Here is a 17,807-nt window from a genome sequence, read left to right on the forward strand (position 1 = left end):
CTTCAGGGTTTGGGCCCCGCACGCTTTCGTATCATCGGCGGGTGCACCCCGAAACATTCCCCGCGGTGAAGGCATGGCCTTGAACCGCGACCAGCTCGTGCGCTGGCTCCCCTTCCTCGGCTGGCCCCGCCCCAGCCGCGCGCTTCTCACCGGCGAGGCGCTGGCCGGCATCACGGTCGCGCTGATGGTGATTCCACAGGGCGTGGCCTATGCGGCGCTTGCCGGCATGCCGCTGGTCACCGGCATCTACGCGTCGCTGTTGCCTGCGCTCATCGGCGTGCTGTTCAGTGCATCGACGCGGCTCTCCGTCGGGCCGACCGCCCTGTCGAGCCTGCTCGTGGCCGCCTCCCTCGGCCCGCTCGCGATTCCGGGCAGCGCCGAGTGGGTCGCGCTGGCGGTATGGCTGTGCTTCATGTCGGGTGCGATCCAGCTGCTGCTCGGCATGGGCGGCTTCGGCTGGGTCTTGCGGCTGGTCAACTCGCCGGTGCTGATGGGCTTTACCCAGGCTGCCTCGGTGCTGATCATTCTGTCGCAGCTGCCCGCGCTCTTCGGCTTCACCGGCCGCAGCATGGGCCAGCTGTGGCACGGGCCGCCGCCCGACTTCCTGGCGATTGCGTTCGGGCTCGGCAGCATCGCCGCACTCTGGATCGCGAAGGAACGCTGGCCCCGCTTTCCGGCAGCGATGGTGGTGGTGGGCGTCAGCGCGGCGATCAGCGCTGGCATCGGGTACGCGCTGCGCGGCGGCGCGGTGGTCGGCACCCTGCCCTCGGGCCTGCCCGCCTTCTACTGGCCCGGCACACAGCCGCTGGGCACCTTTGGCGCCTTGCTGCTGCCCGCGTTGATGATCACGCTGGTGAGCTTTCTCGAGACGGCCTCGAGCGCCAAGGTCGACAACGCGCGCGCCGGCAAGCTCTGGAACGAAAACCAGGACCTGATCGGCCAGGGGCTCGCCAAGATCGCCTCGGGCTTCTCGGGCGCCTTCCCCACCAGCTCTTCCTTTTCGCGCTCGGCCATCAACCTCTATGCGGGGGCCCAGACAGGCTGGGCCACCGTGTTCTGCGTGGTTCTCATCGGGGCCGCGCTGCTGTGGGCGATGCCGCTGCTCTACCACGTGCCGCAGGCGGTGCTGGCCTCGATCGTGGTGATCGCCATGCTGGGGTTGGTGCGGCCCGGGCAGTTCGTGTCGCTCTGGCGCATCTCGCGCGTCGAGGCGGTCACGGCGCTGGTGACCTTCGTTCTCACCATCGCCACCTCGCCCTCGATCTACTGGGGCGTGCTCGCCGGCCTGCTGATGAGCCTGAGCCACTACATGTACGGCCACCTGCATCCCCGCATCATCGAGGTGGGCCTGCACCCGGACGGCAGCCTGCGCGACCGCCACCTGTGGAACCTGCCGCCGCTGGCGCCCCAGCTGCACGCAATGCGCATGGATGCCGAGCTCGACTTCGCCACCGCGAGCACGCTCGAGCGCGCCATCACGGTCACGCTGGCGATGCGGCCGGAGCTCACCGACATCTGCCTGTTCGCGCAGCCCATCAACCGCATCGACGTGACCGGCACCGAGGTGTTCGGCACGATTCGCCGGCTGCTGGAATCGAAGGGCGTGCGCTTGCACCTGAGCGGGCTCAAGCTGCCGGCACAGCAGGCGCTGGATCGCGCAGGCCTGCTGGCGCCAGGGCCGATGTTGTTCATCTACCGCACCGACGCCGATGCCCTTGCTGCGCTTGGCGCCATGCCCGGGGCCGCGGAAGCCGCGCCGGCGCTCAGTCCTGCACCGGCCCGCGCAGACGCTTGATCTGCCCGCGCTGGCTCTTGCCCTCGAGCCGGCGCTGCCTGGCGCCATAGCTCGGCTTGGTGGGTCGGCGCACGCGCGGCGGCAGGGCCACGCTGTCGACCAGTTCCTGAAGCCGCGCGAGCGCGTCGGACCGGTTCATGTCCTGGCTGCGATGCCGCTGCGCCTTCAAGACCAGCACGCCCTCCTGCGTGATGCGGGTGTCGCGCAGTGCGAGCAGGCGTTCCTTGACGGCATCCGGCAGGGAACTGGCGCGGATGTCGTAACGCAGGTGCACGGCGCTCGACACCTTGTTGACGTTCTGGCCGCCCGCGCCTTGCGCGCGCATGGCACTGAACTCGACCTCCGAAGGGTCGATGGGGACAAGCGGGCGTGGCGCGGGCATGCGCCATTCTGACGCGCCGGCCGGTGCCGTCGGCCAGGCGAACGCTAAACAGGCAGCACGTCCAGATTGTTCGCGCCCGGCAGAGCATGGAGGCTCATCGCGAGCCGCGCAGTGTAGGAGTGGCTCAAGACGGTGCTGACTTCCGTCCAGTCGGCACGGGCCTCGGAGGGCGTCAACGTGAGAACGAGATAGCCGCGCTTGGTCGTCTCCGCGTAGCGCAGATCCTTCACCATCCTGGGAAAGGCGTCCGTGAGAACCGGCCCCGAGATAAGCGGCAGCAGGATCTCGAGTCCCGGGGAGCTGACCGAAGGCGTTGCAAACTCGACCCCGACGCGCTGACCCGATGCATCGGTCAGGTTGCTGGCCCATGCGTTGTGGGTATCGCCCGCAAGCGAAACCAGGTTCTTGCCCATCGAGCGGGCCGCTGCCAGCACCGTTTCCCTTGCGGCCGGATAGCCGTCCCAGGCATCCAGGTTGTAGGGGACGTGGCGCTGGGCCAGCAATGCGCGCTGGCTGTCGCTGCGCAGGGATTCAGGCGTGGACTGCGCCAGCACATAGTCGCTCACCGTCTCCAGCGTGAAGGCACTTGCCACGCTCAGCGGGATCTCCATGCGCGCCATCAGCACCTGCTGGCCCAGCACCTGCCAGGTCGCGCCGGAAGCGGCCATGCGCGCAGTCAGCCAGTCCGATTGCTCGGCGCCCAGCAGCTGGCGCGAGGGGCCGTCGGCCGCGCCGTCGAGGTAGGCGTCCAGGCTGACCTGGATATCGCGCCCGATGATCCGCGTGTCCAGCATGTGCAGCGACGCGAGCGTGCCGAAGTCGAATGACCGGTAGATCTTCAGCGGATTCGCGGGATCGGGCATCCTGATCGGAAGCCATTCGCGGTAGGCCTGCACGGCCGCCAGGCGCCGGGCGGCAAACGAGCCCTCCGCATCGGGGTCGTGGTTGGACGCGCCGCCCATCCATGCGTTGTCGGCAAGGTCATGGTCGTCCCACACCGCGATCATCGGCATCCGCGCGTGCAGCGCGCGGAGGTCGGAGTCGCTCTTGTACTGCGCGTGGCGGCGGCGGTAGTCGTCCAGCGTCAGGATCTCGTGGGTCGGTTGCGATTCGCGATCGAGCGCGAATGCCAGCTGCGATGCGAAGCCCACCGGCCCGTATTCGTAGATGTAGTCCCCCAGGTGCAGGACCAGGTCGACGTCGCTGCGCTTGGCGAGTTCGGCGCATACGTTGAAGTAGCCCGCCGGAAAGTTCGTGCAGGACACCACACCGAGGCGGACCTGCGATACGTTGCCCGTCGGCAGGGTCTTCGTGCGTCCGGTGGGTGAAGGCTCGGAACCGACGTAGAAGCGGTAGTAGTACTCGCTGGCCGGCAGCAGCCCGGTGGCGTCCACCTTGACGGTGTAGTCCTGCTCGGCGCCGGTGCTCGCCGTGCCTCGCGCCACGATGACACCGAAATTGGCATCGCTCGAGACTTCCCAGCTCACGTTGAGCGTGCCCGGACTCGCCGAAGTGACGCGGGTCCACAGGATGACGCGATCTGTCAGCGGATCGCCGCTTGCGACCCCGTGCGAGAACAGAGCCGCAGCGCCGCCGGGCGTGCCGCCGCCGCCACTACCGCCACCACCACCGCCACCTCCGATACCCCCGCCGAAGCCACCTCCACCACCCCCGCCGCCACCGCCGCAGCCCGACACGCTGACGCCGGTACCGACGAACATGGCATAAAGCACGGCTCCTCGAATGAACGATCGCCGTGATGGCTCGGGAGCGAGTGGGGAGGGCGCGTCACGACCCTCGGTCAATCCAGACGTTGCCGTGCCATCCTGGGCTTTGCGCATGCTCGCTCCTTACCCGGCACGGGCAGCCGCACGATGCAGCTTCGTCGCGTCCGAGGTGGGGCGATTGAAAGGCGGAGGGCCTCGACTTCGCCGTCAGCCGAGATCACGGAAGAAGGTCGGCCAACCGCTTACATCGAGTCACAAGACGTTGCGCCCGGATACGTCGAGGGCGCTCGCGGCGCCTTACTCGGCGCGCGAGACCGGGCGCGCCTGCACGTCCGTCACGCTGCCGCTGCGGTCGCGCAGGCGTACCGGGCTGCGAGCCTCCTCGCCCCGCGCCCGGGCACCCGCGACGTCAGCCGCCGTGGGCTCGGCCGGCTGAGCCGCGGTGCGAAAACGATCGAAGCCGTGGCGCGGATCGAAGCGCATGACCCACGGCCGCACCGGTTGCCCGGTGAGGCGGGCCCAGCCGTAGCGCACGCCCCAGACCACGGCCAGCAGCGTCACCGCGACGGCAAGGCTGGCAGCGAAGGCCAAGCCCAGCAGGAACAGCAGAACGCGCAGGAGGAAGTTCATCATCATCCGGATTAGGCCACGGCCTCGGCGCGAGGTTCCCCGGCCTTCCGGAAGTCGAACTGTCCTGGGTTGCGGATCGGGTCGGTGGTGACCACGATCGTGTCCTTCGGCCCGAAGCTGCCGTCGAGCAGCAGTTTCGACAGCGGGTTCTCGATGCGATTCTGGATCGCCCGCTTCAGCGGCCGCGCGCCGAACACCGGGTCGAAGCCCACCTTGGCGATCTCCGCCAGCGCCGCCGGCGAGACCTCGAGCGCGAGGTCCATCTTCGCGACGCGCTCCTGCAGCACCTTGAGCTGGATCGCTGCAATCGCCTCGATGTTCCTGGCGTCGAGCGCATGGAAGACCACCGTCTCGTCGATGCGGTTCAGGAACTCGGGGCGGAAGTAGTTCTTCAGCTCGCCCCACACCGCGTCCTTGATCTCCTCGGCCGGCCGGCCCACCATCGACTGGATGATGGGCGAGCCGATGTTGCTGGTCATCACGATCACGGTGTTCTTGAAGTTCACCGTGCGGCCCTGGCCGTCGGTCAGGCGGCCATCGTCGAGCACCTGCAGCAGCACGTTGAACACGTCCGGATGCGCCTTCTCGACCTCGTCGAGCAGCAGCACGCTGTACGGCTTGCGGCGCACCGCCTCGGTCAGGTGGCCGCCCTCCTCGTAGCCCACGTAGCCGGGCGGCGCCCCGATCAGGCGTGCGACGGAATGCTTCTCCATGAACTCGCTCATGTCGACGCGGATCAGGTGGTCCTCGCTGTCGAACAGGAAGCCCGCCAGCGCCTTGCACAGCTCGGTCTTGCCCACGCCCGTGGGGCCGAGGAAGAGGAAGGAGCCGGTGGGACGGTTCGGGTCTGCCAGGCCCGAGCGCGAGCGGCGGATCGCGTTGGCGACCGCGCTGATGGCCTCGTCCTGGCCGACCACGCGCTCGTGCAACCGGTCTTCCATCTGCAGCAGCTTGTCGCGCTCGCCCTGCATGAGCTTGGAGACCGGGATGCCGGTAGCTCGCGCCACCACCTCGGCGATCTCTTCGGCGCCGACCTGCGTGCGCAGCAGCGTGGGCGCGCTGGACTTGCCCTTGCTCGCCTCGGTGTCCTGCGCTTCCTTCAGCCGCTTCTCCAGGCCCGGCAGCTTGCCGTATTGCAGCTCGGCCACCTTGTTGAAGTCGCCCTTGCTGGTGAACTCGGCAATCTGGAACTTGATCTTGTCGATCTCCTCGCGGATCTGCGCGCTGCCCTGGGCCTGGGCCTTCTCGGCCTGCCAGATCTCGTCGAGGTCGGCAAGCTCCTTCTGCACGCGCCCGATGTCTTCCTCGATCAGGGACAGGCGCTTTTGCGAGGCCTCGTCCTTCTCGCGGCGCACGGCTTCGCGCTCGATCTTGAGCTGGATCAGGCGGCGGTCGAGGCGGTCCATCACCTCGGGCTTGGAGTCCATCTCGATCTTGATGCGCGCTGCGGCCTCGTCGATCAGGTCGATGGCTTTGTCAGGCAGGAACCGATCGGTGACGTAGCGGTCGGAGAGCTCGGCCGCGGCGACGATGGCCGGGTCGGTGATGTCGACGCCATGGTGCACTTCGTACTTTTCCTGCAAGCCGCGCAGGATGGCGATGGTGGCCTCGACACTGGGCTCGCCGACCAGGATCTTCTGGAAGCGCCGCTCCAGGGCTGCGTCCTTCTCGATGTATTTGCGGTATTCGTCCAGCGTGGTGGCGCCCACGCAGTGCAGCTCGCCGCGCGCGAGCGCGGGCTTGAGCATGTTGCCGGCGTCCATTGCGCCCTCGGCCTTGCCGGCGCCGACCATGGTGTGCAGCTCGTCGATGAAGACGATGGTCCGGCCTTCGTCCTTGGCCAGTTCGTTGAGCACGCTCTTCAAGCGCTCCTCGAACTCGCCGCGGTACTTGGCACCGGCCAGCAGCGCCGCCATGTCGAGCGACAGCACGCGCTTGCCCTTGAGCGACTCGGGCACCTCGCCCGCGACGATGCGCTGCGCCAGGCCTTCGACGATGGCGGTCTTGCCCACGCCGGGCTCGCCGATGAGCACGGGATTGTTCTTGGTGCGGCGCTGCAGCACCTGGATGGCACGCCGGATTTCCTCGTCGCGCCCGATCACCGGGTCGAGCTTGCCCAGGCGGGCACGCTCGGTGAGGTCGAGGGTGTATTTCTTGAGTGATTCGCGCTGGCCTTCGGCTTCGGGGCTGTTCACGCCCTGGCCGCCGCGCACCGCGTCGATCGCGGCCTCGACGGACTTGCGCGACACCCCGTGGCTGCGCGCCAGGTTGCCGATCTCGGCCTTGCTGTCGGCCACGGCAAGCAGGAAGAGCTCGCCGGCGATGAACTGGTCGTTGCGCTTGATGGCTTCCTTTTCGGTCGCCTGCAGCAGCTTGCCCAACTCGGGACCGACCTGCACCTGGTCGTGGCCCTGCACCTGCGGCAGCCGCTTGATCGCCGCCTCGGCCGCAGTCAGCAGGCCCGGCACGTTGGCGCCGGCACGCTCGAGCAGCGCGCGCGGACCGTCGCTCTGGCGCAGCATGGCCACCAGCAGGTGGACCGGCTCGATGTAGGCGTTGTCGTTGCCCAGCGCGAGCGACTGCGCATCGCCGAGGGCTTCCTGGAATTTGGTGGTGAGTTTGTCTTGGCGCATGAATGACTCCGGTTTCCCGGGAGGTTGGGGGCCGGGACCGGCATTTCAAGCGCGCGGCCGCGCAAAACCCGGCTCGATGGGCCGAGTTTCGCGCCTTACGAGGAAGAAGACAGTGACGAAAAGAAATCCAGGATTTCGCGGCCGAGCCGCTCCTCGCCGCTGTTGAAATGGGCCACGATGGACATGTGGTTGTGGCCCCGCATCTGCAGGAAGCGCGGCGCACGGCCGCGCGCCGCTGCCAGCCGGTGCGCGAACTCGAGGCCATACACGTCCAGGAGCGGATTCTCGAATTCGGCGATCGCGACGAGGGTGGGGATCTCGCTGCGGCCCGCCAGCCGCATCGGGGCACGGGACTCGTGCAGCGAGATGTCCTCGCCAAAATAGGCCCTGACGGCGGCGGCATTGGGATTGCGCGGCGATTGGTCGGCCTGCAAGCGCGCGGAGATGAGGACGATGGCCTGTGCGTAGCAGGCACCGGGCCGCAGCGACGGGTCGAGGGCATGGCTGGCCACATGCGTGCCGCCCGCCGAATGGCCGATCAGCAGGATTCGCCGAGGATCACCGCCGTGGCGTGCCACGTTCTCGTGCAGCCAGGCCATGGCGGCGCCGACATCGCGCGCGCCGGCCGGGTATGGCGCCTCGGGCGCCAGCCGGTACTCGATGTTGGCGCCGACGAAGCCCTGGCGTGCGAACCAGTGCAGCACGTTGTCGTAGAGCTCGGTGCTGACGCACTTGTCGCCGCGCACAAAGGCGCCGCCGTGTACGAAGGCAACGACGGGCGCGCATTTCGCGCCGGCCGGGCTGAAGACATCGAGCACCTGGCGCGGATGGCTGCCATAGGCGAGGTTTCGAATCGCCGTGAGCTCTGCCCTCGGCGCGGCAGCCAGCAAAGGCGCATAGGCCGTCTTGACCTGCTGGCTGTGGCCCGGCAGATCCATGGCCCAGCGCGGGCCGATGTCGGCCATCAGGGCGCGCAGCGACTCGGGACCTTCGATCATCGGTCCAGGGCCGTGTTCACCTGGCGGCCTCGACGCCACGCCCTGCGGCGCGGTTCGACCTGCGAGGCACCCAAGGTCTCATTGCACCAGCCCCGCCTTCTTCACCACCGCCGACCACTTGGCGGCCTCGTTGCGGGTGAACTCGGCGAAGGCTTGCGCGCTGCCCTGCTCGGGTTCCGCTCCCAGCTCCTGGAGGCGCTTCTGCATTTCCGGCGCCTTCAGCACGGCGTTGATGTCGCTGTTGAGCCGCTCCAGCACCGGCGTGGCCAGGCCGGCCGGCGCGAAAACGCCGAACCACGCACTCACCTCGTAGCCCGGCAGGCCGCTTTCGATCGCGGTGGGCACGTCGGGCAGCAGCGCGCTGCGTGTCCGGCCGGTCAGGGCCAGCGCCTTGAGCTTGCCGGACTGCACATAGGGCAGCGCGGTCGCCTGCAGGTCGAACATCAGCGGCAGGTGGCCCGCCACCACGTCGTTGAGTGCGGGCGCGCTGCCCTTGTAGGGCACATGCAGCAGCCGGATGCCGGCTGCCGATGCCAGCAGCTCGCCGGCCAGGTGGTTGGAGGTGCCGAGCCCGGCCGAGGCGTAGCTCAGCTCGCCCGGCTTCGCCTTGGCCTGCGCGATCACGTCGGCCACGCTCTTGCCCGCGAACGAGGGATGGGCCACCAGCACGAAGGGAATGGAGGCCAGCGGCGCCACCGGCGTGAAGTCCTTGACCGGGTCGTAGCCCACCTTGTTCATCGCCGGGTTGATGGCCTGCGAACTGACCGTGCCCATCAAGAGCGTATAGCCATCGGCCGGCGTGCCCGCCACATGCCTGGCGCCGATTGCCGTACCGGCGCCGGCACGGTTGTCGATCACGACCGGCTGCCCGAGCCGCTCCGCCAGTTTCTGGCCCAAGGTGCGCGCCAGGATGTCGGCCGACCCGCCAGCGGGGTAAGGCACGACCATCGTGACCGGATGACTCGGATAGGCGCCCTGCGCGCCGGCCGGCGGCGCGAGCGCGAATGCGCCGCCGATGGCCAGCGCGCAGCAGCCCAGGAACTTCAGCAGGCGGCTCACTGGAGTACCTTCGCCTTCGGCTACGGTGCTATTCGCCTTCGGAACGGCCGTGCGGCTCATGGCGTGCTCCTCAGTGCATTGCAACGGCGGCACGATCGACTTCCGGCACCTCCGGGATCTCGACGCCGTAGGGCGCGACATCGCGGCGTATCTGCTCCAGTGCGCGGCGGATGATCGCGATCTCTTCGTCGGGATGGGTGGCGCCCAGGCCGTGCTCGGCTGCGAGTGCCCGATTGCGACCTGCTCGCGCCCGTTCGTCGTCGGGCAGGTTGACCACGGCGTAGACGCCGTTGAGCAGACTGCCACGCAGCTTCTTGGCCACCTTCTCACCCAGCAGCCGACGGTCGTCAGCCGACAGCTCCGAGAAGAAGCGGCGCATGATGATCCGGCCGAACTGGATGTGCCGCGCCTCGTCGCGCAGGATCAGCTGGCAGGCGCTGCGGATCGACTTGAAGCGCGCGTTCTCGTAGCGCGCCTGCAGCAGCTCGCCGGAGAGCTGCTCGAACAGCGTGTTGACCGCCAGTCCGGCAAAGAAGGACATCGCCTTTTCGTCGCGCTCGTCGTGGAAGCGCGGAATCACCGCCTTGAAGTAGTCGGCGCGCGGCTCGGCCTGGTAGCCTGCCAGGTTTTGAGCGACGAGGAACGATGCCTCGTGATGGCGCAGCTCCTCGGCAATGAAGTTGACGATGTGCTGCTTGATCTCGAAGGGCTGGTGCGCGAACACCGCTTCGCGCAGGCGCTCGGTGCCGTACGGAATGGCGCCGTGTTCCATCCAGGCGCGCAAGCTCCACCACTCGGCGCCAGCCTCTCGCACTTCCGCCGGAAGCTCGGCCTCGCGCAAATCGGAAAAGTCGATGGCCGTCGGGTTCCAGGCCAGCTCGCGCGACTGCTCGCACAGGCGCCAAACCTCGGGGTACTCGATCTGGGACTTGATGGGATACGGATTGGGAACGGGCGTGAGTTCTTCGAGGAGGGACGGCTGCATCGTGGGGCCTTCGTATTGGAGTTGAACGCTTGCGAGACGCATGCTCCGGCATCGGGCGTGTTCCGTCCAATACCGTTTTCATGGCCTGGTGATAGGGCAATGCGATCACGCTCCTAGAATGGACCGATGGACCTTCGCCAGCTCCGGCAGTTCGTCGCGGTCGCGGAAGAGCGCAGCTTCCGGCGTGCGGCCGAACGCCTGCACGTCTCGCAACCGCCCCTTTCCGTGGCCGTGCAGCGGCTCGAAGCCGAGGTAGGTGCCACCTTGCTGGACCGCACGCGCCACCACGTGCGGCTGACGGTGGCCGGCGAGGCCTTCTTGCGCGAAGCCCGCCGCACGCTGGCCCACGCGCAGCTATCGGTGGAGATCGCGCAACGCGCTGCCGCGGGCAAGGTGGGCACACTGCGCCTGTCCTTCGTGCCGAGCGCGGCACTCGGCGTGGTCCCGCAGTTGCTGCGCAGCTTTCGCGGGGACTACCCTGACGTCAAGCTCGTCCTTACGGGCGACACCACCGCACACCAGATGGCCGCCCTGCTCAGCGGCGCAACCGACGTGGGGATCGTGGTCCCGCCGCTGCACGACGCGGGCGACTTCCGCGTCCAGCCCTACTGCGAGCAGGAACTGATGTTGGCGGTGCCGGACACGCATCCGCTCGCGCAGGAGCAGCGCGTGCAGCTGCGCGACCTCGCCTCCGAAAGCTTCGTCGGCTTTCCCTTCAAGGAAGGCCCGGGCTTCGAGAGCGTGGTGATGGCCGCCTGCCAGGAATGCGGCTTCATCCCCCACTTCGTCGAGGTCGCGGCGCAGATGCAGACCATCCTCGCGCTGGTGGGCGGCGGCGTCGGCATCGCACTGGTGCCGCAGGCCATGCAGGCCGTGCAGACGGAGCATGTGAACTACCTTCAGGTCCGCCGTCGCAATGGCGCGGTGAAGTACCAGCTGGGACTGGCGTTCCGTCCATCCAACAACAACCCTGCTCTGGCTGCCTTCATCGCGATGGCGCACCGGCTGCGCCGCCGCTGAAAGCCGCTGCGCTCGTTCAGAATAGCGGCCTCCTGCCGAAAGGCGGGCACGCCTGTTGCTCGTCCTGGCTTGTTCCTCTTCAATCGACTGGAGTCGCTCATGTTCTCTACAAGAATGCCGCGCGCGTCGCGCCGTGTTTTCGCGATCGGGCTGGCCGCCGCGATGGCCGGCCTCGCAGGCCTCGCGCAAGCGCAGCAGCAAGGCGCACCGATCAGGCTCCTGGTCGGCTTCCCGGCCGGCGCCGGCACCGACGCGATTGCCCGCACCCTGGGCGAGAAGCTCAAGGACCAGCTCGGCGCCCCCGTGGTGGTTGAGAACCGCGCCGGCGCCGGCGGCCAGATCGCGGCCCAGGCGCTCAAGGCCGCGCCGGCCGATGGCCATACGCTCTTGCTGTCGCACGACCACACCATCTCCATCCTGCCGCAGGTGGTGAAGAACCCTGGCTACAACTCCGCGACCGACTTCGTGCCCGTGGCCGGCTTCGCGACCTTCGCCAACGTGCTGGCCGTGTCGGGTGGAACCCCGGCGAAGAGCCTGGACGAGTACCTGAAATGGGTGCGCACCCAGCGCGGCGGAAAGGACACCATCGGCGTGCCCGCGCCGGCCTCGATCCCCGAGTTCCTGGTGAAGATGATCGGCAGCAAGTACAAGATCGACGTGCAGGCGGCGCCCTACCGCGGCAGCGCGCCCATGACGGCCGACATGCTGGGCAACCAGATCAGCGCCGGCATTGCATCTGTGCCCGACTTCATCGAGAACCACCGCGCCGGCAAGTTGCGCATCGTGGCCACCATCGGTGCCAAGCGCCAGGCGTTGCTGCCGCAAGTGCCGACCTTCACCGAGATGGGCTTCGCCAACCTGGAGGACCTGCCGTACTACGGCGTGTTCGCGCCAGTGGGCACGCCCCAGCCGGTGATCGACCGTTTCGGCGAGGCGCTTGCCAAGGTGCTGGCGATGCCCGACGTGAAGCAGAAGCTCACCACGATGGGCCTGACCGTGGCGTACGAGCCGCAGGGGCAGTTCGCGGGCCGCGTGCGTACCTACACGCAGACCTGGGAACAGATCATCAAGGCGAGCGGCTTCACGCCGCAGTAGGCCATTCAGGCGTTGCGGCCCTGGATCCCCCACCGCGCCAGGGCTGCATCGTCATCGACCCGCGCATCGACCCACCGCGCGCCCGCAGGCGTCTGTTCCTTCTTCCAGAACGGCGCTTGAGTCTTCAGGTAATCCATCAGGAACTCGCAGGCCTGAAAGCTCTGGCCGCGATGGGCGGAGACCACGGCCACCATCATGATCTGGTCGAGGGGCTGGAGGAGCCCCACACGATGAATCACGCGCGCTCCGAGGATGTCGAAACGGCGATGCGCTTCGTCGATCATGGCCTCGATGGATTTTTCGGTCATGCCGGGGTAGTGCTCGAGCTCCATCGACGCCACCGTATCGCCGTCGTTGCGGTCGCGCACGGTGCCGACGAAGCTGCAGACAGCGCCCACGCGCATGTCGTCGGCGCGCAATGCGGCGACCTCTTCGGCAAGGTCGAAATCAGCTGTCTGGATGAAAACACGCGGGCCGCTCATGGCCGGATTGTGGCACCGCGCCAGACTGCAGCGCACGCCCTTTGCGCGCGCCGATGGTTGCGAACGCCCAGGAAAAAGTCCGCGCTGCGCGGGCAGCTGTCGCAGTTGCAGGCGCGCTCAGCCGCCCGTGACCGGCGGGAAGAATGCCACTTCCTGGCCTTCGCGCAGCGCAGCGCCCTCGGCGCTCATGACCTGGTCCAGCGCCATGCGTACCGCCTTGCCGCGGGCCAGTGCGCTGGCATGCGGCTCGCCGCGTGCAATCAGTTCGTCGCGCAGCGCGCCGAGATCGGCGGCGCGGGTCTCGACCGTTTCGCCGCCGGTCCCGAGGGCCTCGCGCACCGAAGCAAAGTAGCGCACCGTGACCTTCATGCTCAGCTCAGCAAGGATGAGAAGGGAATGAACTGCACCACGTCACCGCACTTGAAAGGCTGGCCGGCCGGCGTGTCGATCACGCCGTCGCCCCAGACCATGGAGGTCAGCACGCCCGAGCTCTGGTTGGCGAACAGGTCGAGCCCACCGGCGGCATTGCGACGGGCCCGGAGGAACTCGCGCCGTTGGTCGGCACGCGGCCAGTCGAAGTCGGCGCGCATCGCGACGGGCGCGGGCGCCACCCGGGTTGCACCCTGCAGCGTCAGCAGGAAGGGGCGCACCAGGAGCAGGAAGGTCAGAAAGCTGGAGACCGGGTTGCCGGGTAGCCCGGTGAGATGGGCATTGCCGATCCGCCCGTAGGCAAAGGGCTTGCCTGGCTTCATCGACAGCGACCACAGGTCGAGCTGGCCCAGCGCCTGCACGGCGGCCTTGATGTGGTCTTCCTCGCCCACCGAGACGCCGCCGGTGGTGATGATCAGGTCGCTGCGCTCCGAGGCGCTGCGCAGCGCCTCGATGGTCGCGTCGCGACGGTCGGGCACGATGCCGAGGTCGTGCACCTCGCAGCCCAGCCGCACGAGCAGGGCCCGCATGAAGAAGCGGTTGGAGTTGTAGATCGAGCCCGGCTTCATCGCCTCGGGCGCCACCTCGCCGGGCATCACGAGCTCGTCGCCGGTGGAGAGCAGCGTGACGCGCGGGCGCTTCGCCACTTGAAGACGATCGAGCCCGACGCTGGCTGCCAGCCCCAGCGCCGCGGGCGTCAGGCGCTCTCCGCGCGCGAGCACCACGTCGCCGGCAGCCACGTCCTCGCCGGCGCGGCGGATCCACTGGCCCGCTGCCGGCACGATCTCGATACGCACGTTCCCCAGTGCGCCCTCTTCCGGCAATGCGGTGGCGTCTTCCTGCATCACGACCGCATCGGCGCCTGCGGGAATTTGCGCGCCGGTGAAGATGCGCGCAGCCGTGCCGGCAGCCAGCGGCGTGCCCACGGTGCCGGCGGGGATGCGCTGGGCCACGCGCAGTACCGCGCCGTGCTCAGCACAGTCGGCGCTGCGCACCGCGTAGCCGTCCATCGAGCTGTTGTCGCGCGGCGGGACGGTCAAGCCCGAGCGCACGTCCTGCGCGAGCACGCGCCCGTCGGCGTCGAAGGTGGAAACCGATTCGATGCCCATCTGCGGCGTGGCGGCGGCGAGCAGCCGCGCCAGTGCCTCGTCGAGCGGCATCAAGGGAGGGCGTTTGGAAGCGTCAGCCATGGCGATCCACCTTGTACTCGAAACGGCTGGCGTTCTGCAGGAGCCAGGCGCCAATGCCATCGACGTCGTTCAGGTCGAATACCGGCAGCGTGGTGGCGCGCGGCAGCCGCTCGGGCGTGTCGGTGGCGATCGCGACGATGAAGGCGTCGTCCGCATAGCGCGCCGGCCGAGGCGCCTGTCCCTCCACGGGCTCGCGCCAGACCTCGATCTTCTGCAGGTCGCTGTGCTTGAAGCCTTCGACCAGGACCCAGTCCACAGCCGCGTCGAGCTCGGCGACGAGCTCGTGCACACCGAGTTGCGCCGGCCGTTCGAATTCGCGGATCAGGGCGAGCCGCTTGTCGGAAGCCACCACGACTTCGAAGGCTCCTGCCTCTCGGTGGCGGTAGGTGTCCTTGCCCGGATGGTCGATGTCGAACTTGTGATGGGCATGCTTGACCACCGAAACGCGCTGGCCATGGAACCTGAGCACCGGGATCAGCCGCTCGACCAGCGTGGTCTTGCCCGCGCCAGAGAAGCCGGCGAAGCCGATGACTTTCATGCGCGGCTCGACCGTTCGGGCGATGTGAATGTAGTCGCCGTGGGCGCGACGGGCTCGTTCATGCCTTGTCTCAAGCACAGTGCCGGACGATGTAGGCCTTCACGGCCTCGGCGTCGGCCGGCAGCTGGACCACCCGCCGCGGCAGCGCCTCGATGCCTTCGAAGCGCGCGGGACGGTCGGGCACGCGCCCCAGCGCTTCGACAATGGTCTCGGCAAACTTGATGGGCAGCGCGGTCTCGAGCACGATCATCGGCACGCCGGGCTCCAGGTGTTCGCGCGCGGCCTTCAGGCCATCGGCGGTATGAGTGTCCACCAGCGTTGCGAAGCGCTTGTCGGTGTCGCGGATGGTCGCGAGGCGATCGGCATGGGTGCTGCGGCTGCTCGCGAAGCCGAAGCGTGAGGCTGCCTCGCTGAAGATCGGGTCGGTGCTCAGGTCGAAATGCCCTGTTGTGCCGAGGTCTTCTTCGAACAGGCGCCGCGTCCTGGACGCATCGCGGCCGACCAGATCGAACACGAAGCGCTCGAAGTTGCTCGCCTTGGAAATGTCCATGGAGGGACTTGAGGTCTCGTGCGTATCCGCCGCCGAGCGCACGCGGTAGATGCCGGTGCGGAAGAACTCGTCCAGCACGTCGTTCTCGTTGGTTGCCACCACGAGCTTGCGGACAGGCAGGCCCATCGAGCGCGCCACGTGGCCGGCGCAGACGTTGCCGAAATTGCCGGAGGGGACGGTGAAGCTGACCTGCTTGTCGTTGCCCCCTGTCGCCTGGAAATAACCCGCGAAGTAGTAGACGACCTGCGCCAGCAGCCGTGCCCAGTTGATCGAATTGACCGTGCCGATCCTGTACTTGCGCTTGAAGTCGAGGTCGTTCGACACCGCCTTGACGATGTCCTGGCAATCGTCGAACACGCCGGCGATCGCGATGTTGTGGATGTTCGGGTCCTGCAGGCTGAACATCTGGGCCTGCTGGAAGGGGCTCATGCGCCCATCGGGCGAGGTCATGAACACACGTACGCCCTTTTTGCCGCGCATGGCGTATTCGGCCGCGCTGCCGGTGTCGCCGCTGGTGGCGCCGAGAACGTTGAGCTCCTCGCTGCGGCGCCCGAGCTCGTACTCGAACAGGTTGCCAAGCAGCTGCATCGCCATGTCCTTGAAGGCGAGCGTCGGGCCGTTGGACAGGGCTTCCAGGTACACGCCGTCTTCGAGTTCGCGCAGCGGCACGATGTCGGGCGTCCCGAAGATCTCGGCGGTGTAGGTCCTGGCGCAGATCGCCTTCAGGTCCGCAGAAGGGATGTCGTCGATGTACAGCGAGAGCACCTCGAAGGCCAGCTCCGCATAGGGCAGGTCACGCCACCTGCCGAGCGTCGCGGCGTCCACCTGCGGGTAGCGTTCGGGCAGGTAGAGGCCGCCGTCCGGCGCCAGGCCTTCGAGAAGGATCTCGCAGAAGCGGCGGCGCTCCGGATGGCCGCGCGTGGACAAATAGCGCATCAGGACAGCTCTTCCTTGCGAATGCGCACGATCGGTGCGAGTACGGTGGGCAGCGCCTGAAGCTGGACCAACGCGTCGTCCAGCGTGCCCTCGCGCGTGTCATGCGTGAGGATGATGAGGTCGGTCTGGGTGGAGCCTTCTCCGCCGACCTCGTCGGCCTCGCGTTGCAGCACCGCGTCGATGCTGATGCCGGCCGTGGCCAGCAGCCCCGTCACCTGGGCCAGCACGCCGGCCTCGTCGGCCACGCGCATACGCAGGTAGTAGCTGGTCACCACCTCGGACATCGGCAGCACCTGCAGGTCACTCATCGCATCGGGATGGAAGGCCAGGTGCGGCACGCGGTGCGCCGCGTCTGCAGTGTGCAGGCGGGTGATGTCCACCAGGTCGGCGATCACGGCGCTGGCAGTCGGCTCGCTGCCGGCGCCCTTGCCGTAGTACAGCGTGGTGCCGACGGCATCGCCGTTGACCACCACCGCGTTCATGGCGCCTTCGACGTTGGCGAGCAGGCGCTTGGCAGGCACCAGGCTCGGATGCACGCGCAGCTCGATGCCCTGGGCCTTGCGCTTGGTCACGCCCAGCAGCTTGATGCGGTAGCCCAGCTGCTCGGCGTACTTGATGTCCTGCGCCGCCAGCTTGGTGATGCCTTCGACATGCGCCCTGTCGAACTGCACCGGGATACCGAAGGCGATGGCGCTCATCAGCGTGACCTTGTGGGCCGCATCCACCCCCTCGATGTCGAAGGTCGGGTCGGCCTCGGCGTAACCCAGGCGCTGCGCCTCCTTCAGCACGGTGGCGAAATCCAGGCCCTTGTCGCGCATCTCGGAGAGGATGAAGTTGGTGGTGCCATTGATGATCCCGGCGATCCACTGGATGCTGTTGGCGGTAAGGCCCTCGCGCAGCGCCTTGATGATCGGGATGCCGCCGGCCACCGCGGCCTCGAAGGCCACCATGACGCCCTTGGCGTGGGCGGCCGCGAAGATCTCGGTGCCGTGCACCGCCAGCAGTGCCTTGTTGGCAGTGACCACATGCTTGCCGGCCGCTATCGCCTCGAGCACCAGCTCGCGTGCGATGCCGTAGCCGCCGATCAGCTCGATCACGATGTCGATGGCGGGGTTGGCGATGACCGCACGCGCGTCGTTCACCACCTGCACGCCCTCGCCCACTGCCGCCCTGGCACGCGCCACGTCGAGGTCCGCCACCATGGTGATCTCGATGCCGCGCCCCGCGCGGCGCTTGATTTCTTCCTGATTGCGCTGGAGCACCTTGAAGGTGCCGCTGCCGACCGTGCCGATGCCTAGCAGGCCTACTTGGATGGGTTTCATTCGATTCGTCTGGCTGTGGAACTGGGGCGCAAGCAA

Annotated in this window: 16 protein-coding genes; 3 read left to right on the plus strand and 13 right to left on the minus strand. The window is 67.9% G+C overall.

Annotated elements, in window-relative coordinates; translation table 11 throughout:
• Positions 1-73: 73 nt before the first annotated feature.
• The gene (locus E5CHR_RS21650) at positions 74-1,795 is read left to right on the plus strand and encodes a SulP family inorganic anion transporter (protein ID WP_162581754.1); all 1,722 of its coding nucleotides are present in this window, start codon (positions 74-76) and stop codon (positions 1,793-1,795) included.
• On the opposite strand, the gene arfB is transcribed toward E5CHR_RS21650, so the two are convergent.
• The 7 genes from arfB to E5CHR_RS21685 all read right to left on the minus strand — a co-directional run bounded on the left by arfB (position 1,764) and on the right by E5CHR_RS21685 (position 10,209).
• The gene (arfB, locus tag E5CHR_RS21655; RefSeq protein WP_162581755.1) at positions 1,764-2,177 is read right to left on the minus strand and encodes an alternative ribosome rescue aminoacyl-tRNA hydrolase ArfB; all 414 of its coding nucleotides are present in this window, start codon (positions 2,175-2,177) and stop codon (positions 1,764-1,766) included. The two genes, E5CHR_RS21650 and arfB, sit on opposite strands and share 32 nt — an antisense overlap.
• 44 nt (positions 2,178-2,221) lie before the next feature.
• Positions 2,222-3,898 carry an alkaline phosphatase D family protein gene (locus tag E5CHR_RS21660; protein ID WP_232062151.1) on the minus strand — a complete coding sequence of 559 codons (1,677 nt, stop codon included), beginning with the start codon at positions 3,896-3,898 and terminating at the stop codon, positions 2,222-2,224.
• 303 nt (positions 3,899-4,201) lie between these two features.
• On the minus strand, positions 4,202-4,537 hold the full coding sequence (locus tag E5CHR_RS21665) for a hypothetical protein (protein WP_162581757.1): 336 nt from the start codon (positions 4,535-4,537) through the stop codon (positions 4,202-4,204).
• An 8-nt stretch (positions 4,538-4,545) separates the two neighbouring features.
• Entirely contained in the window at positions 4,546-7,167 is a 2,622-nt protein-coding gene (gene clpB, locus E5CHR_RS21670; protein ID WP_162581758.1) for an ATP-dependent chaperone ClpB, read from the minus strand.
• A 95-nt stretch (positions 7,168-7,262) separates the two neighbouring features.
• Positions 7,263-8,165 (minus strand): alpha/beta hydrolase, encoded by a 903-nt coding sequence (locus E5CHR_RS21675; protein ID WP_162581759.1) that lies wholly within the window; start codon positions 8,163-8,165, stop codon positions 7,263-7,265.
• 78 nt (positions 8,166-8,243) lie between these two features.
• Positions 8,244-9,284 carry a Bug family tripartite tricarboxylate transporter substrate binding protein gene (locus E5CHR_RS21680; RefSeq protein ID WP_162581760.1) on the minus strand — a complete coding sequence of 347 codons (1,041 nt, stop codon included), beginning with the start codon at positions 9,282-9,284 and terminating at the stop codon, positions 8,244-8,246.
• 10 nt (positions 9,285-9,294) lie between these two features.
• Positions 9,295-10,209, minus strand: coding sequence for a diiron oxygenase (locus E5CHR_RS21685; protein WP_162581761.1), 915 nt, complete (start codon positions 10,207-10,209; stop codon positions 9,295-9,297).
• 126 nt (positions 10,210-10,335) lie between these two features.
• Here E5CHR_RS21685 and E5CHR_RS21690 point away from each other — a divergent pair, with 126 nt between their 5' ends.
• Positions 10,336-11,229, plus strand: a complete 894-nt coding sequence (locus E5CHR_RS21690; RefSeq protein ID WP_162581762.1) for a LysR family transcriptional regulator — start codon at positions 10,336-10,338, stop codon at positions 11,227-11,229.
• A 99-nt stretch (positions 11,230-11,328) separates the two neighbouring features.
• A complete protein-coding gene (locus E5CHR_RS21695) occupies positions 11,329-12,324 on the plus strand; it encodes a Bug family tripartite tricarboxylate transporter substrate binding protein (protein WP_232062153.1) in 996 nt (331 codons plus the stop codon).
• A gap of 5 nt (positions 12,325-12,329) precedes the next feature.
• Here the strand turns inward: E5CHR_RS21695 and E5CHR_RS21700 are convergent, their stop codons facing one another.
• From E5CHR_RS21700 to E5CHR_RS21725, 6 genes are all read right to left on the minus strand, one after another.
• On the minus strand, positions 12,330-12,806 hold the full coding sequence (locus tag E5CHR_RS21700) for a molybdenum cofactor biosynthesis protein MoaE (protein ID WP_162581763.1): 477 nt from the start codon (positions 12,804-12,806) through the stop codon (positions 12,330-12,332).
• A gap of 117 nt (positions 12,807-12,923) precedes the next feature.
• Positions 12,924-13,175 carry a MoaD/ThiS family protein gene (locus E5CHR_RS21705; protein ID WP_162581764.1) on the minus strand — a complete coding sequence of 84 codons (252 nt, stop codon included), beginning with the start codon at positions 13,173-13,175 and terminating at the stop codon, positions 12,924-12,926.
• A 2-nt stretch (positions 13,176-13,177) separates the two neighbouring features.
• A complete protein-coding gene (locus tag E5CHR_RS21710) occupies positions 13,178-14,425 on the minus strand; it encodes a molybdopterin molybdotransferase MoeA (protein ID WP_232062154.1) in 1,248 nt (415 codons plus the stop codon).
• Positions 14,418-14,987, minus strand: a complete 570-nt coding sequence (gene mobB, locus E5CHR_RS21715) for a molybdopterin-guanine dinucleotide biosynthesis protein B (RefSeq protein ID WP_332061350.1) — start codon at positions 14,985-14,987, stop codon at positions 14,418-14,420. Before mobB ends, E5CHR_RS21710 begins: the two co-directional genes overlap by 8 nt.
• Before the next feature lie 46 nt (positions 14,988-15,033).
• Complete coding sequence (gene thrC, locus E5CHR_RS21720) at positions 15,034-16,449, minus strand: threonine synthase (RefSeq protein WP_162581766.1); 1,416 nt, start codon at positions 16,447-16,449, stop codon at positions 15,034-15,036.
• The gene (locus E5CHR_RS21725) at positions 16,449-17,771 is read right to left on the minus strand and encodes a homoserine dehydrogenase (RefSeq protein WP_162581767.1); all 1,323 of its coding nucleotides are present in this window, start codon (positions 17,769-17,771) and stop codon (positions 16,449-16,451) included. Before E5CHR_RS21725 ends, thrC begins: the two co-directional genes overlap by 1 nt.
• Positions 17,772-17,807 lie beyond the last annotated feature (36 nt).

Origin of the sequence: Variovorax sp. PBS-H4 (genome assembly GCF_901827205.1) — a bacterium.
In the GTDB taxonomy this organism is placed as follows: Bacteria; Pseudomonadota; Gammaproteobacteria; order Burkholderiales; family Burkholderiaceae_C; genus Variovorax.